Origin of the sequence: Citrobacter sp. RHB25-C09 (genome assembly GCF_013836145.1) — a bacterium.
Taxonomy (GTDB): Bacteria; Pseudomonadota; Gammaproteobacteria; order Enterobacterales; family Enterobacteriaceae; genus Citrobacter_A.
Map to the genome: position 1 here is coordinate 4281349 of NZ_CP057483.1, position 14026 is coordinate 4295374.

Consider the following 14026-nt stretch of genomic DNA (forward strand, 5'->3'; position numbering starts at 1 on the left):
ATCGTTGCGCGTAAATTCCTCAATACGATCGGCGGATTCCTCGTCATCATTGCTTGCCAGGGGAGGCACACAATCTGATCTTTTACTTACCTTTGGCCGTAACACTGACATCCCACTTGTAAGGATGTTAGGATGAACCACGGACGATAATGACGGTAACAAGCATGTTAGACAATGTTTTAAGAATTGCCACACGCCAAAGCCCCCTTGCGCTCTGGCAGGCACATTATGTCAAAGACGCCCTGCTGGCTAACCACCCAGGTCTGGTCGTGGAACTGGTACCTATGGTGACTCGTGGCGACGTCATCCTTGATACGCCGTTGGCAAAAGTCGGCGGTAAAGGCTTGTTTGTAAAAGAGCTCGAAGTGGCGTTGCTGGAAAAACGTGCCGATATCGCGGTGCACTCGATGAAAGATGTACCGGTCGAATTCCCTGAAGGCTTAGGGCTGGTCACGATTTGCGAGCGCGAAGATCCGCGCGATGCCTTTGTCTCGAATAAATATAACGATTTAGATGAACTGCCCGCTGGCAGTATCGTCGGCACCTCCAGCCTGCGCCGCCAGTGTCAGTTGGCAGAACGTCGTCCGGACCTGGTCATCCGTTCGCTGCGCGGTAACGTTGGCACTCGTTTGAACAAGCTTGATAACGGCGACTACGATGCCATTATTCTCGCTGTCGCCGGTTTGAAACGCTTAGGGCTGGAATCACGCATCCGCTGCGCGCTCCCGCCGGAAGTCTCTTTGCCTGCCGTTGGCCAGGGCGCGGTCGGCATTGAATGCCGTCTTGATGATACCCGGACGCAGGCGCTGTTAGCCCCACTCAACGATGAGATCACCGCACTGCGCGTCAAAGCCGAGCGGGCGATGAATACCCGTCTGGAAGGCGGCTGCCAGGTGCCCATTGGTAGCTATGCCGAACTGATCGACGGTGAGATCTGGCTACGTGCGCTGGTTGGCGCGCCTGACGGGTCGCAAATGGTGCGTGGCGAACGTCGCGGTTCAGCAAAAGATGCCGAGCAGATGGGTATTTCTCTGGCGGAAGAACTGCTGGATAACGGTGCCCGCGCGATTCTGACGGAAGTCTATAACGGGGAAACGCCTGCATGAGTATCCTGGTCACCCGCCCGTCTCCCGCAGGGGAAGAGTTAGTGAGCCGTCTGCGCACACTGGGGCTGGCGGCCTGGAATTTCCCGCTCATTGAATTTACTCCTGGTCGGGAGCTTCCACGATTAGCGGAGGCGATGTCCGCACTTACTGAAAACGATCTGCTCTTTGCGCTTTCGCAACATGCCGTTTCCTTTGCCCATGCGCAACTGGAACGGCAAGGCCTGAAATGGCCCGTCGCCCCTCACTATTTTGCCATTGGGCGAACCACAGCGCTGGCGCTGCATACCGTTAGCGGTTGCGATGTTCGTTACCCGCACGATCGGGAAATCAGCGAAGTCTTGCTACAATTACCTGAATTACAAAATATTGCGGGCAAGCGCGCGCTTATTTTGCGTGGCAACGGTGGACGTGAACTTATAGGTGAAACCCTAACGACGCGCGGCACTGAAGTGACGTTTTGCGAATGCTATCAGCGTTGCGCGAAAAATTATGATGGCGCGGAAGAAGCGATGCGCTGGCAATCTCGCGGTGTGACGACAATTGTGGTAACCAGCGGTGAGATGCTGCAACAACTCTGGTCGCTGATTCCGCCGTATTATCGTGAAAACTGGTTACTACACTGTCGACTTGTCGTCGTCAGTGAGCGTCTGGCGCACCTCGCCCGGGAACTGGGCTGGCAAGATATTCGTGTCGCTGATAACGCTGACAACGATGCGCTTCTGCGCGCATTACAATAACTCTCATAATGGGAAGCCATAATGACGGAACAAGAGAAATCCTCCGCCGTGGTTGAAGAAACCCGGGAGGCCGTGGACACCAAACCACAGCCAGCTACCGCTGAAAAAAAGAGTAAGAACAGCACCGCGCTGGTATTGAGTGCGCTGGCCATCGCAATTGCCCTCGCGGCGGGCGCAGGACTTTATGGCTGGGGAAAACAGCAGGCAACCACGCAGACCGCAATGAGCGATGCACTGGCTAACCAACTGACCTCATTGCAAAAATCCCAGGAAACGCAAAAAGCAGAGCTGGAAAGCATTATTAAGCAACAGGCCACGCAACTGGATGCCGCTAAGCATCAGCAGGCTGAACTGGCGAAACAACTGGAAGACGTCCAACAGAAAGTAGCGACCATCTCTGGCAGCGATGCCAAAACCTGGCTGCTGGCACAAGCTGACTTCCTCGTTAAAATGGCCGGACGTAAGCTGTGGAGCGATCAGGACGTCACCACGGCAGCTGCGCTTCTCAAGAGTGCGGATGCGAGTCTGGCAGACATGAACGACCCGAGCCTGATTACCGCACGTCGGGCAATTACCGATGATATCGCCAGTCTATCCTCGGTCGCGCAGGTGGACTACGATGGTATCATATTAAAAATCAACCAGTTGTCTAATCAGATCGATAATCTTCGCCTGGCAGATAACGACAGCGACGATGCGCCGATGGATTCTGACAGCGCCGAGCTTTCGAGTTCGATCGGCGAATGGCGCGTCAATTTGCAAAAAAGCTGGCAGAACTTTATGGACAGCTTTATCACCATTCGCCGTCGCGATGACACTACCGTGCCGCTGTTAGCGCCAAACCAGGATGTCTATCTGCGGGAAAATATCCGTTCTCGTCTGTTAGTCGCTGCGCAAGCGGTGCCGCGTCATCAGGAAGAAACCTATCGTCAGGCACTGGAAAATGTGTCTACGTGGGTTCGCGCCTATTACGACACTGATGACGCCACGACAAAAGCCTTCCTCGAGGAAGTGGATAAGCTGAGCCAGCAGAGCATCACCATGGACGTACCGGAAACCCTGCAAAGCCAGGCGATCCTTGAAAAGCTGATGCAAACCCGCGTGCGTAACCTGATGGCCCAACCTGCGGTTGCCGCACCGGAAGCAACGCCAGCCCCTGCCGCACCGCAGGCTGAAGCACCCGCCGCCACGCCACAAGGAGAATAATGATGCTTAAAGTATTGTTGCTCTTCGTTCTGTTGATTGCAGGGATCGTGGTCGGCCCGATGATCGCCGGACATCAAGGTTATGTGCTGATCCAGACCAACACGTACAACATTGAAACCAGCGTAACGGGGCTGGTGATCATTCTGATACTCGCCATGGTGGTATTGTTTGCCATTGAGTGGCTGCTGCGCCGCATTTTCCGCACCGGAGCGCATACTCGCGGCTGGTTTGTGGGCCGCAAGCGTCGACGCGCGCGTAAGCAAACTGAACAGGCGCTGCTGAAGCTGGCAGAAGGTGACTATCAGCAGGTTGAGAAGCTGATGGCGAAAAATGCCGATCATGCCGAACAGCCGGTAGTGAACTACCTGCTGGCTGCCGAAGCGGCTCAGCAGCGTGGCGATGAGTCGCGCGCTAATCAGCACCTGGAACGCGCCACTGAACTGGCGGGTAATGACACCATTCCGGTAGAGATTGCCCGCGTTCGTCTGCAACTGGCGCGCAACGAGAATCACGCCGCGCGTCATGGGGTGGATAAACTGCTGGAAGTGACGCCGCGTCATCCGGAAGTGCTGCGCCTGGCGGAACAAGCCTATATTCGCACCGGAGCCTGGAGTTCGCTGCTGGATATCATTCCTTCCATGGCGAAAGCCCATGTCGGTGATGAAGAACATCGTGCGGCGCTCGAGCAGCAGGCGTGGATTGGCCTGATGGATAAAGCCCGTGCAGACGAAGGCAGTGAGGGGTTACGCGAGTGGTGGAAAAACCAGAGCCGGAAGACCCGCCATCAGGTCGCTTTGCAGGTCGCCATGGCTGAGCATTTGATTGAATGTGACGATCACGATATGGCACAGCAAATTATTATCGACGGCCTGAAGCGTCAATATGATGACCGACTCATCCTGCCTATTCCGCGTTTGAAAACCAATAACCCGGAACAGCTGGAAAAAGTCCTGCGTCAGCAGATAAAGAGCGTTGGCGATCGTCCGCTGTTGTGGAGCACGCTGGGCCAGTCGCTGATGAAACACGGTGAATGGCAGGAAGCGGCCTTTGCATTCCGCGCCGCGCTGAAGCAGCGTCCCGATGCCTACGATTATGCCTGGCTTGCCGACGCGCTCGATCGCCTGCATCAACCGGAAGAGGCGGCTACCATGCGTCGCGACGGTCTGATGCTGACACTACAGAACAATCCCCCGCAGTAACGCCCTTATGCCCGGTGGCGCTTCGCTTACCGGGCATCCCCCTACACGAAATCATTCGCGATGCATCGAGGCGGCAAGCCTGAGAATCCCCGGGAGCTTACACAGGTAAGTGACCGGGGTAAGCAGGCGCAGCCAACAGAGAGGCAACGTGAAGGATGACGTGTAGGCATAAAAAAACGCCTGCTCTACTGAGCAGGCGTTAAACAGGTCTGTATGACAACATAAATGGTGCTTCACTCAACGTTGTGTCCATGGTGTTTGATGAGGCCGAAGCGACATCTGTCAGTGGACGATAAGCACCGTAAACGGCTCTGCGTCATTCCTGAGTTTATGAAGCACGATGGCGAACATAAGAGATGGAATGAGCATCTACATGTGTATTATTGCACATTACATGCCAGGATTGCACCGCTAAAAATAAGGATTCAGACTTTTGCACCCCAGTGCTGGCGCGGGATTACAGCATCTCCCTTCTTTTTACACAGGGCTGTTCACTGAAATTGTCTCTGAGTAGCGACAAATAACATTCTTTTTATAAAAAAGATTAAATATCAATGTGATAGATGTCACCAAATAGCGACAATAAGAAATGAGAGAGGAAATGACGCAGAAAACAAAAAACCCCGCCGAAGCGGGGTTCAAAATTGGTCGGCGAGAGAGGATTCGAACCTCCGACCCACTGGTCCCAAACCAGTTGCGCTACCAAGCTGCGCTACTCGCCGTTTTACTGCTTTTTTGAATTTTTAGTTCAATTCTTTAAGTCGTGGTGCGAGGGGGGGGACTTGAACCCCCACGTCCGTAAGGACACTAACACCTGAAGCTAGCGCGTCTACCAATTCCGCCACCTTCGCATTTCACAACTTTTAATAATGGGGTGGCTAATGGGATTCGAACCCACGACAACTGGAATCACAATCCAGGGCTCTACCAACTGAGCTATAGCCACCACTACAAATCTTTTTACGCGGTTATCAAAACCACCGCAGCTCCAGCACCGGGTTAATGGTGCGCCCGACAGGATTCGAACCTGAGACCTCTGCCTCCGGAGGGCAGCGCTCTATCCAGCTGAGCTACGGGCGCTTAGCGCCGTTGCGGGGGTGGATAATACGGACTTCACACCCCGCTGTCTAGTGCCTTTTTAAATAAAATGCGCGTTTGGTTACGCTTTGTGCATTTTGCTGCTTATTCCCCCGCTTTCCGGGCGTTACCCTGTCGATTAAGGCCAAAAATCTTGTAAATGACCGTCACCGCAAGCAGGAAGATGATGCCGACAAACAGCGACATACGCGTGTCTTCATTAAAGTACATGCCGATTAAAACGCAAATCAGGAAGGCCATCGTCAGATAGTTTGCCCACGGGAACAGAATGGAGCGGAACGGATGGCTGGCGATTGCCGCTTTATGCGCCTGACGAAAACGAAGCTGGCTAATCAGGATCACAAACCACGGCACCATGCCGGGCAATACGCTGGCGCTGTAGACATAGACAAATACGCGCTGCGGATTGGGGATGATGTAGTTCAGGCAAGAGCCGACCAGCAAGATCACTATCGACAGAGCCACGCCAGCTACCGGTACGCCATGACGCGACACTTTCGCCATCGCTGCGGGTAGCTGACGATTCTTCGCCAGTGCGTAGAGCATACGTCCACAGCTATACATCCCGCTGTTACAGCCAGAGAGCGCCGCCGTCAGAACGACAAAGTTGATAATGCCCGCAGCAGCGGTAATACCGATTTTGGCGAAGGTCAGCACGAACGGACTGCCGTTGCTGCCAATTTCATTCCACGGGAAAATAGTGACGATAACGAAAATGGCGCCTACGTAGAAAATCAGGATTCGCCACAGCACTTTGCCAACCGCACTGCGCAGAGTCACCTGTGGGTTCTTCGCTTCACCCGCGGTAATGCCGATGAGTTCCACACCCTGATACGACGCGACCACAATACACAATGCGGTGAGGAAGCCTTTCCAGCCACCGGCAAAAAAGCCGCCGTGCTCGGTCAGATTGCTAAAGCCGATCGCCTGTCCGCCGTTACCGAAGCCAAAGAAAATCACCCCCAGTCCGATAACAATCATCACGATGATGGTGGTGACTTTGATCATCGCAAACCAGAACTCAATCTCGCCATATAGACGCACGGCAGCCAGGTTTGCCAGTGCCACTAGCCCAACGGCGATCAGCGCGGGTATCCACTGTGCCATCTCCGGGAACCAGAATTGCACATAGACGCCGATAGCGGTGATTTCTGAGATCCCAACCGCCATCCACATAAACCAGTAGGACCACGCAGTGAGATAGCCGAAGAATGGACTCATATAGCGGTGGGCGTAGACGGCGAAGGAACCGGCGACCGGCTCCAGGAACAGCATCTCGCCCATTGAACGCATGATGAAAAAGACGAACAGCCCGGCGACGATATACGCCAGCAGGACCGACGGCCCAGCCCATTTTAGGGTGCTGGCCGCCCCCATAAACAGACCGACGCCAATGGTGCCCCCGAGGGCAATTAATTCGATGTGACGAGCCTCCAGCCCACGCTGTAGCTCAGGTTTATTCTCTGCCATACGTCCTCTTATTGTGTTTGCATACGTTCCGGCTTTACCGGTTATTGTTATGGGTACACGAGGGGGCGCATGGTTTCGCAAATTTTGCTAAATGGCAAATGAAGCGTTAAAAAAATTACAGGTTTCCGCTGTAGTGCCAACGCAGGTAACGCAGCAAACGGAGCTGGCGCGTAATTCGGCTAGGCTGCGAAAGCAAGCGGTACAGCCACTCCAGGCCAAGATTCTGCCATAGCTTAGGCGCACGCTTAACGTGTCCTGTAAAAACGTCGTACGTGCCGCCCACGCCCATATACAGCGCATGCGGATGCACCTCGCGGCAATCACGCATAAAGATTTCTTGTTTTGGCGAGCCCATTGCCACGGTGACGATTTGCGCGCCACTGGCATGGATCCGCGCAAACAGCGCCTGGCGCTGATCGGGCTGAAAATACCCATCCTGACTGCCCACGATATTAACGTTCCACTGCGCGCGCAGTTTCGCTTCCGTTTGCGCCAGCACGTCAGGCTTTCCGCCGACGAGGAATACCGGCGTTCCTTCCTGACCCGCCCGCGCCATCAGCTCTTCCCAGAGATCGGCCCCTGCCACGCGTGATACCTGCGCTTGCGGGAATTTTTTCCGCACCGAGCGCACAACGCTAATACCGTCGGCATATTTAAATTCCGCCGCTTCAATTAACGTTCTGACTTCAGGGTTATCTTCCGCTGTCAGCATCTTTTCCGCATTGATTGCCACCAGCGTGCCCTGCTTAAGCTGACCACCGGCAAACAGGTAGTTAAGCGCATGCTGCATATCGCGCCAGCCGATCAACTGGAGGCCACGCAACGCATACAGTGGGGCCGTTGTATTATCAGTCATTACTATCCTTCAATGTGTTTCCGGGATGGGATTTCCAGGCGTTTGCGAATCAGCCCCGCGGTGTCAAAAAGCCAGTACAGAAGCTTCGCTACCATCAGGCAAGCGCCAAAAACGACAAGGAAAAAAACCACACGCGAGACAAACGAATCCAGCCCTTCACGCGCCAGCACAATCATATTGAAGATCGCGCCAAAGCAGAAACTGTGCAAAATCGCGGCCTTGTAGCGGTTTGTCTCACGGTTACCTAACTCATACAGCCAGTCGAACCATTTAATGATAAGCCCCACTACAATCGCGCCCAGGGGGATAAACAGCGCGCCGCCCATCACCACCAGCGACCCAATAAGCGTAGGCGAGATCGCCAGACCGGAATGGTTGTTCAACACTTCCCAGGTAAAGTAGTTGGCGGCATTGAGCACTACACTGGGTCGCCCTGGCCACAGCCAGGAAGGGATAAAGACGTAGAAGTCACGGACAATCGGCGCCAGCCCCTGGAAGTCGATTTTGTCGTAATTCTTCAGCAGCAGCGCCAGGTTCTCCCATGGGGAAAAGGTGTCGCGGGTCAGGTACAGAAACGTATAAAACGCCTCATCGCCGCTGACGTTCATCCCATATCGCTTCAACGCCAGCCAGAACATCCCCACAATCCCCAGCACACCCGCCGCAACCAGCATCCAGAGCGAGATCCAACCGCGAATAATGCCAATGAACAGGAAGATAGCGAACGCGATGATGATGTTAGCGCGCGTACCACCCACGATCATATAGGTCAGCAGACCAAACGCGACGGTACTGACCAGGAAGAACAGCCACGCTTTACTGTCCTGACGCAGGAAATAGACCACCAGCATCGCTGGGATAAAAAAGTAGAAGAAGCGCTTTAGCGCTACGCCGGAAACTTCGCTGGAGAAAATCTGGCTGTAGGAGTTCAGACGGAACAGCAGAAACCCGTTGTGCATGAAGAAGATGCCAACGCTGACAAGCGCGATCCCCATCAGAATAATCCAGGTCAGATGGGTTTCGACGCGGTTCATGGTGAACAGGGGTTTGCGCGGCGCATCCGCGACTCGCTTGCGTAACCGGGTCTTGTAGGTCACATAATAAACTGCGTAGAAAGAGGCGGCGGAAAGCAGCGCCTGCAGCAGGATTTCCGGCGGCGCGACTCCCACATCAAAACGGAACACCAGCACGCTGGTCAGCGGGAAACCAAAAAAGAAGGTCAGCAAAAACAGCAGCGAGAAAAAGACGTTGAAGTTAAAGCGCACGCGGCGGAACTCAAACCACGTCAGCGTGACGATAAAGAGTGTCGCGAGTAGCCAGACCGCAAACAAACCGCTGAATTGCATCAGGCTCATACGGCCTCCCCTGCGGCGATCTGTAAGGCATGATGCCAGGGCTGCAAATAGTTCGGGCTGAAGAAGGTAATGTTATTTTTGTCCACGGAAGCCAGTTGGCGCTGCGCCTCACGCACCACCTGCTCGTTCAGTTCATCAGTGGTAAATAACACCGGCAGATGCTGCTCCACCATATCCTGCCAGAACGGGTTTTCGCGGTTCAGCACGCACGGCACGCCAGCCTGGATCAGCAAACATAACGTGCCAATCCCCTGTTGACGCGCAAAAATAAAGTAACCGAGATCGCACTGGCGCAGCAGCGCTAAATAGTCGTCAAATTCCAGTTTATCGCTGAGAATTTGCACGTTTTCCGCGCTGAACAGTGCCAGGCCCGCCTTGCGCACTTCCGCGATATAGGCCTCGTTGTTGGCCGGGTACCCCATCGGCACAATGACGTTTACCGTATCGCCAAACTGCTGATGCACGGCTTTTAGCGCGGCAATATGTTCATTGCTCCGATCGCCGGAGTTCCCCACCAGCACGGTCATTTTCCCGGAACGTTGGCGATCGTTCACCATATTGTTGAGGGACGGGTCCATTCGCGTCGGGAAGTAAAGCAGTTCCCCACGCACACCAGGGTGATGCTGGGCGAAATAGCTCAGGTCGCCACGGGTTGCGAACACGCAGCCTACGCGGTTTTGCGCCATGCGGCGTATCGGGTAGAACAGTCTGAACTTCAGGCCGCTTGAGACTTCATAGAGATCCGCGCCCCAGATATGCCAGTTAAACTGACTGGGCTTAATGCCGCCGCTTAATAACGCCAGCCACAGCGCGGTATTGAACTGACCATGAAAGAAAAAACGCTGCTCGCGATTCGCTTTGGCCCTGGCGATCACCGCCTCTGCCAGCGCTTTTTTACCGCTGTAGAATGACAAGGAAAGCGTCGGACAGCTTTCCGTCAGGCCGGTATCCTGACCCGCAACCATAAACACGCGGGCGTGCTCGCTGTCCGCTGCCAGCGCATCGTTGAAAAACCGCAGTACGGTTTGATTGTGGTGTGGGATATCCGATCCCAGTACGTGAATCAGTACAGTCATGCCCGCCTACGCCAGAGTAAAAATACGCCGCAACAAAGTGAAAAATAGACGATATACGTTGCCATATAGGCCTGCGCTGCGCCCAGCGCGCCGTGCGCGGGGATCAGCCAGTGGGCAAACGCCGTCAGTAAAATAAACTGGCTGATTTCAGCCAGAATATAAAAACGCAGTGACGCTTTCGCAATCACCAGATAACCAAATACATATGCGCCGACTTTCAGCACATCCCCAACCAGTTGCCACGCGAAGAGATCGCGCATGGCGGTAAACTTGTCAGAGAAAAGCAGCCAGATTGCAACGTCGCGCAGCAGCCAGACGGTGAAGCTCGCCGCCGCCACCGCAGGCAGGACAAACTTCAGCGATTTCAGCAGCTCACGCGTGATGTCTCGCTTCTCGGTCAGACGCGACAGCGTCGGCAGCAGATAAACGCTGAACGAGGCCGTAATAAATTGCAGGTAAGCGTCAGAGATACTGCTCACCCCCTGCCAGATCCCCACCTCTTCCCAGCTGTAGTGCGCCGCCAGCAGGTTTCGCATCATCACGTAGGCCACCGGCAGCGTGACGGAAGTGATCAGCGCCATCAGGGTAAACTTGCTGAGCTTTCCGGCAAGGCCGTTATCCCATGAAGGCTTCAGGTAGCGCAGAGGGAGTGTTCCGCGCTTAAGCAACATCATCGCCGCCGGGATGACCACCAGCGCAGGCACCAGCGCCAGACCAAGCAGTGCGCCTTCATAACCCCCCAGGCGGTAACAGCCGTAATAGGCAATAACGCCGATCAGGCTACCGACAATCAGTGACAGCGCATTACCGGCAGCATCGCGAAAACCTTTCATCAGCGCCAGCAGCAGGTTTGCCCAGGCGATGCCCATCTGCACCAGCGCCACTAAGCGCACCAGCCCCTGATACTGAGTATGGCCGAATAATCCCTGGCTGATCGGCGCTGCCGCCAGCAGAAACACCAGCGCCAGCAGCGTGGAAAACCCCAGCACCATCGCGGAAGAAGTGCCGACGACCGCGCGCAGTTGTGCGGGATTATCATGGAACTGCGCCACGTATTTGGTGACGCCGTTGAAGATGCCGGCACCAGCCAGCACACCCAGCACGGTCACCATCTGGCGGAAGTTTCCCGCCTGCCCGACGCCCGCCGGGCCAAATGAGACGGCCAGCAGTTTAACGACCAATAAACCGGCACCAATTTTGACCAGCGTGCTGGCTGCCGTCCACAGGGACGCTTTTGCTAGCGACATGTCAGGCGAAATAGTTCAGCAATGTTGTAATCACCGTGCGCTGATTCACTGCCGACAGGTTGTAAAATAGCGGCAGACGGAGCAGACGCTCGCTCTCTTTGGTGGTGTAGCGATCTTCACCCACAAACGTGCCGAACGTCTCTCCCGCCGGGCTGGCATGGAGCGGAATGTAATGGAACACCGCCATGATTTCCGCTTCTTTCAAAAAGCCGATCAGCGCGCTCCGGTCATCAATATCACGCAGTTTGATATAAAACATGTGTGCGTTGTGCTTGCAGTCATCCGGAATGGATGGCAGCTCAATTCTTCCGGCACGCGCCAGCGGTGCCAGTGCATCATAATAGGTCTGCCATAACGCCAGACGCTGCTGATTGATGCGGTCTGCGGCTTCCAGTTGCGCCCACAGATAGGCAGCCTGGAGATCGGCCATCAGATAGCTTGAACCGATATCGCGCCAGGTGTACTTATCCACCTGCCCCCGGAAGAACTGGCTACGGTTGGTACCTTTTTCGCGAATGATCTCAGCACGTTCGATGAGCTTACGATCGTTAATCAGCGTCGCCCCGCCCTCACCGCCCGCGGTGTAGTTTTTGGTTTCGTGAAAGCTAAAGCAACCGATATGACCAATTGTCCCCAGCGCACGGCCTTTGTAAGTCGACATTACCCCTTGCGCGGCGTCTTCCACCACAAACAGATTGTACTTCTCCGCCAGAGCCATAATTGTGTCCATTTCACAGGCTACGCCTGCGTAATGCACCGGCACAATCACCCGTGTTTTGTCGGTAATTGCCGCTTCAATTAAGGATTCATCGATGTTCAGGGTATCCGGGCGGATATCGACAAAGACGATTTTGGCTCCGCGCAGCACAAAAGCATTCGCCGTGGAGACGAAGGTGTAACTTGGCATGATCACTTCATCGCCGGGCTGGATATCCAACAGCAGCGCCGCCATTTCCAGCGAGGCCGTGCAGGACGGCGTCAACAATACTTTCGCGCTACCAAAACGCTGCTCCAGCCATTGCTGGCAGCGACGGGTAAAACCACCATCGCCGCACAGTTTGCCGCTGCCCATCGCAGACTGCATATAGTCGAGTTCGGTTCCCACCACCGGCGGTGCGTTAAATGGAATCATTTTTTCACCTGTATAACCAGTACGCGGTGCTTTCCACATTCGCACCGCTTTGAATATAACGTTTAAGCGCGGCGGTGTTACCCATTTGGGTCGCCACCCGCAGTGTTGTTTTGCCGCGAGCCTGCGCCCAGCCAAGCGCAGCCTCCATCAGTTCGCTACCTGCACCGCGGCCGGCCAGTAAGCCAATTCGCGCCTCGCTCTCGCTTAGCTCGCGCAGCGAGACATAACCGCGAATGGTGCCATCGTCGGCTCGCAGGATCAGGCATTGGTGATCAAACGTGCCACGCACCGCATTCTCTATCCACTGCGCATAAAAACGGGCGCTGGCATCCGGCGCGTACCAGGGCGAGCGAAAGCGGCTTTGCGCAAACGCGGTGGCAGCAAGCTGACGTAACGCTGCAATATCGCTCAGTTGTGCAATTTCCACGCCAGTCTTTATCGGTACGCGGCTAACGGGCAGGGCAAAATCCACTTCCCCTTCCACCAGGGAAAAACCCAACGCCTGTAAGGCATCCAGCTCGTCAGTATTGGCGGCGGGGATTTTAGCCTGCACCCGTGACCAGGCCTGCAATGCCTCCAGCGTTAACAGTGGCGCCGCAACGTCCATTCGCACAATGGCACTATTCACGCCAAAGAAGGTATTTTCCCAGCCCAGCGGCTCAATACTGGCGCGGACGTGCACGAAGCAGCTCCAGCAAATATTGGCCGTATCCGGTTTTCGCTAATGCGCTGGCGGCGCGTTTTACGCCTTCATCATCCAGCCAGCCATTACGCCAGGCGATCTCTTCCAGACAGGCAATTTTGAACCCCTGACGCTTCTCAACCGTTTGCACAAAGCTGCTCGCCTCAATCAGGCTGTCATGGGTTCCCGTATCAAGCCAGGCAAAACCGCGCCCCAGCAACTCAACCGTCAGATTACCTGCTTCCAGGTACATTTGGTTGATAGAGGTAATCTCCAGTTCGCCACGTTCGGAAGGTTTTACGCGCTTCGCGTATTCCACGACCTTACTGTCATAGAAATAGAGCCCGGTAACCGCCCAGTTAGACTTCGGCTGTTTCGGCTTTTCTTCCAGCGAGATGGCGCGAAAATCGTCGTCGAACTCCACCACGCCAAAGCGTTCCGGGTCCATGACCTGATAGCCAAACACCGTCGCCCCTTCGGTACGCGCAGCAACGTGCCGCAATTTGGGACTGAACCCCTGGCCGAAGAAGATGTTATCGCCAAGCACCAGGCAAGAGGGCTCGCCGTTCAGAAAGGTTTCGCCGATGATAAACGCCTGTGCCAACCCGTCCGGGCTAGGCTGCTCGGCGTACTGTAAGTCGATCCCAAAGTCAGAACCATCACCCAGCAGGCGCTGAAAGTAGCCTTTATCTTCCGGCGTAGTGATAATCAGAATTTCACGGATCCCGGCCAGCATCAGGACTGACAGCGGGTAGTAAATCATCGGCTTGTCGTAGATCGGCAGCAGTTGCTTCGAGACACCACGCGTGATGGGGTGCAAACGAGTGCCGGAGCCGCCCGCAAGAATAATACCTTTCATCTG

12 protein-coding genes and 4 tRNA genes are annotated in these 14026 nt (G+C 55.0%); 4 read left to right on the forward strand and 12 right to left on the reverse strand.

What is annotated here, in order from left to right; translation table 11 throughout:
• Window positions 1-164: 164 nt before the first annotated feature.
• From hemC to hemY, 4 genes are read left to right on the forward strand one after another with little or no spacing between them, the layout of a single operon-like run.
• A complete protein-coding gene (hemC, locus tag HVY19_RS20195; RefSeq protein WP_181682347.1) occupies window positions 165-1106 on the forward strand; it encodes a hydroxymethylbilane synthase in 942 nt (313 codons plus the stop codon).
• Window positions 1103-1843 carry a uroporphyrinogen-III synthase gene (gene hemD, locus HVY19_RS20200; protein ID WP_181682348.1) on the forward strand — a complete coding sequence of 247 codons (741 nt, stop codon included), beginning with the start codon at window positions 1103-1105 and terminating at the stop codon, window positions 1841-1843. The genes hemC and hemD overlap by 4 nt, the downstream gene beginning before the upstream one ends.
• Before the next feature lie 21 nt (window positions 1844-1864).
• Window positions 1865-3049, forward strand: coding sequence for a uroporphyrinogen-III C-methyltransferase (hemX, locus tag HVY19_RS20205; protein ID WP_181682349.1), 1185 nt, complete (start codon window positions 1865-1867; stop codon window positions 3047-3049).
• A 2-nt stretch (window positions 3050-3051) separates the two neighbouring features.
• Window positions 3052-4248, forward strand: coding sequence for a protoheme IX biogenesis protein HemY (gene hemY, locus HVY19_RS20210; RefSeq protein ID WP_181684340.1), 1197 nt, complete (start codon window positions 3052-3054; stop codon window positions 4246-4248).
• Between the two features lie 645 nt (window positions 4249-4893).
• Here hemY and HVY19_RS20215 read toward each other — a convergent pair.
• The 12 genes from HVY19_RS20215 to rfbA form a co-directional block, all read right to left on the reverse strand.
• Window positions 4894-4970: transfer RNA gene (locus tag HVY19_RS20215), tRNA-Pro, on the reverse strand.
• 42 nt (window positions 4971-5012) lie between these two features.
• A tRNA-Leu gene (locus HVY19_RS20220) sits at window positions 5013-5099 on the reverse strand.
• A gap of 19 nt (window positions 5100-5118) precedes the next feature.
• Window positions 5119-5194, reverse strand: a tRNA-His gene (locus HVY19_RS20225).
• A gap of 57 nt (window positions 5195-5251) precedes the next feature.
• Window positions 5252-5328, reverse strand: a tRNA-Arg gene (locus HVY19_RS20230).
• Window positions 5329-5430: 102 nt separating this feature from the next.
• A complete protein-coding gene (locus HVY19_RS20235) occupies window positions 5431-6816 on the reverse strand; it encodes an amino acid permease (protein WP_181682350.1) in 1386 nt (461 codons plus the stop codon).
• Between the two features lie 115 nt (window positions 6817-6931).
• Entirely contained in the window at window positions 6932-7672 is a 741-nt protein-coding gene (gene wecG / locus HVY19_RS20240; protein WP_181682351.1) for a lipopolysaccharide N-acetylmannosaminouronosyltransferase, read from the reverse strand.
• Window positions 7673-7674: 2 nt separating this feature from the next.
• Window positions 7675-9027, reverse strand: a complete 1353-nt coding sequence (gene wzyE, locus HVY19_RS20245) for an ECA oligosaccharide polymerase (protein WP_181682352.1) — start codon at window positions 9025-9027, stop codon at window positions 7675-7677.
• Entirely contained in the window at window positions 9024-10103 is a 1080-nt protein-coding gene (locus tag HVY19_RS20250; protein ID WP_181682353.1) for a TDP-N-acetylfucosamine:lipid II N-acetylfucosaminyltransferase, read from the reverse strand. Before HVY19_RS20250 ends, wzyE begins: the two co-directional genes overlap by 4 nt.
• Window positions 10100-11350, reverse strand: coding sequence for a lipid III flippase WzxE (gene wzxE, locus HVY19_RS20255; protein WP_181682354.1), 1251 nt, complete (start codon window positions 11348-11350; stop codon window positions 10100-10102). Before wzxE ends, HVY19_RS20250 begins: the two co-directional genes overlap by 4 nt.
• A 1-nt stretch (window position 11351) precedes the next feature.
• A complete protein-coding gene (gene rffA / locus HVY19_RS20260) occupies window positions 11352-12482 on the reverse strand; it encodes a dTDP-4-amino-4,6-dideoxygalactose transaminase (RefSeq protein ID WP_181682355.1) in 1131 nt (376 codons plus the stop codon).
• A gap of 4 nt (window positions 12483-12486) precedes the next feature.
• A complete protein-coding gene (gene rffC / locus HVY19_RS20265; RefSeq protein WP_181682356.1) occupies window positions 12487-13164 on the reverse strand; it encodes a dTDP-4-amino-4,6-dideoxy-D-galactose acyltransferase in 678 nt (225 codons plus the stop codon).
• Window positions 13142-14023, reverse strand: a complete 882-nt coding sequence (gene rfbA, locus HVY19_RS20270; protein WP_181682357.1) for a glucose-1-phosphate thymidylyltransferase RfbA — start codon at window positions 14021-14023, stop codon at window positions 13142-13144. The genes rffC and rfbA overlap by 23 nt, the downstream gene beginning before the upstream one ends.
• Window positions 14024-14026: the final 3 nt, after the last annotated feature.

Excerpts from the sequence above, each read along its gene's own strand:
- rfbA (WP_181682357.1), bottom strand. The coding sequence starts at position 14,023 with ATGAAAGGTATTATTCTTGCGGGCGGCTCCGGCACTCGTTTGCACCCC.
- wzxE (WP_181682354.1), bottom strand. The coding sequence starts at position 11,350 with ATGTCGCTAGCAAAAGCGTCCCTGTGGACGGCAGCCAGCACGCTGGTC.
- wecG (WP_181682351.1), bottom strand. The coding sequence starts at position 7,672 with ATGACTGATAATACAACGGCCCCACTGTATGCGTTGCGTGGCCTCCAG.
- hemC (WP_181682347.1), top strand. The coding sequence starts at position 165 with ATGTTAGACAATGTTTTAAGAATTGCCACACGCCAAAGCCCCCTTGCG.
- hemY (WP_181684340.1), top strand. The coding sequence starts at position 3,052 with ATGCTTAAAGTATTGTTGCTCTTCGTTCTGTTGATTGCAGGGATCGTG.
- HVY19_RS20250 (WP_181682353.1), bottom strand. The coding sequence starts at position 10,103 with ATGACTGTACTGATTCACGTACTGGGATCGGATATCCCACACCACAAT.
- hemD (WP_181682348.1), top strand. The coding sequence starts at position 1,103 with ATGAGTATCCTGGTCACCCGCCCGTCTCCCGCAGGGGAAGAGTTAGTG.
- HVY19_RS20235 (WP_181682350.1), bottom strand. The coding sequence starts at position 6,816 with ATGGCAGAGAATAAACCTGAGCTACAGCGTGGGCTGGAGGCTCGTCAC.
- rffA (WP_181682355.1), bottom strand. The coding sequence starts at position 12,482 with ATGATTCCATTTAACGCACCGCCGGTGGTGGGAACCGAACTCGACTAT.
- hemX (WP_181682349.1), top strand. The coding sequence starts at position 1,865 with ATGACGGAACAAGAGAAATCCTCCGCCGTGGTTGAAGAAACCCGGGAG.
- wzyE (WP_181682352.1), bottom strand. The coding sequence starts at position 9,027 with ATGAGCCTGATGCAATTCAGCGGTTTGTTTGCGGTCTGGCTACTCGCG.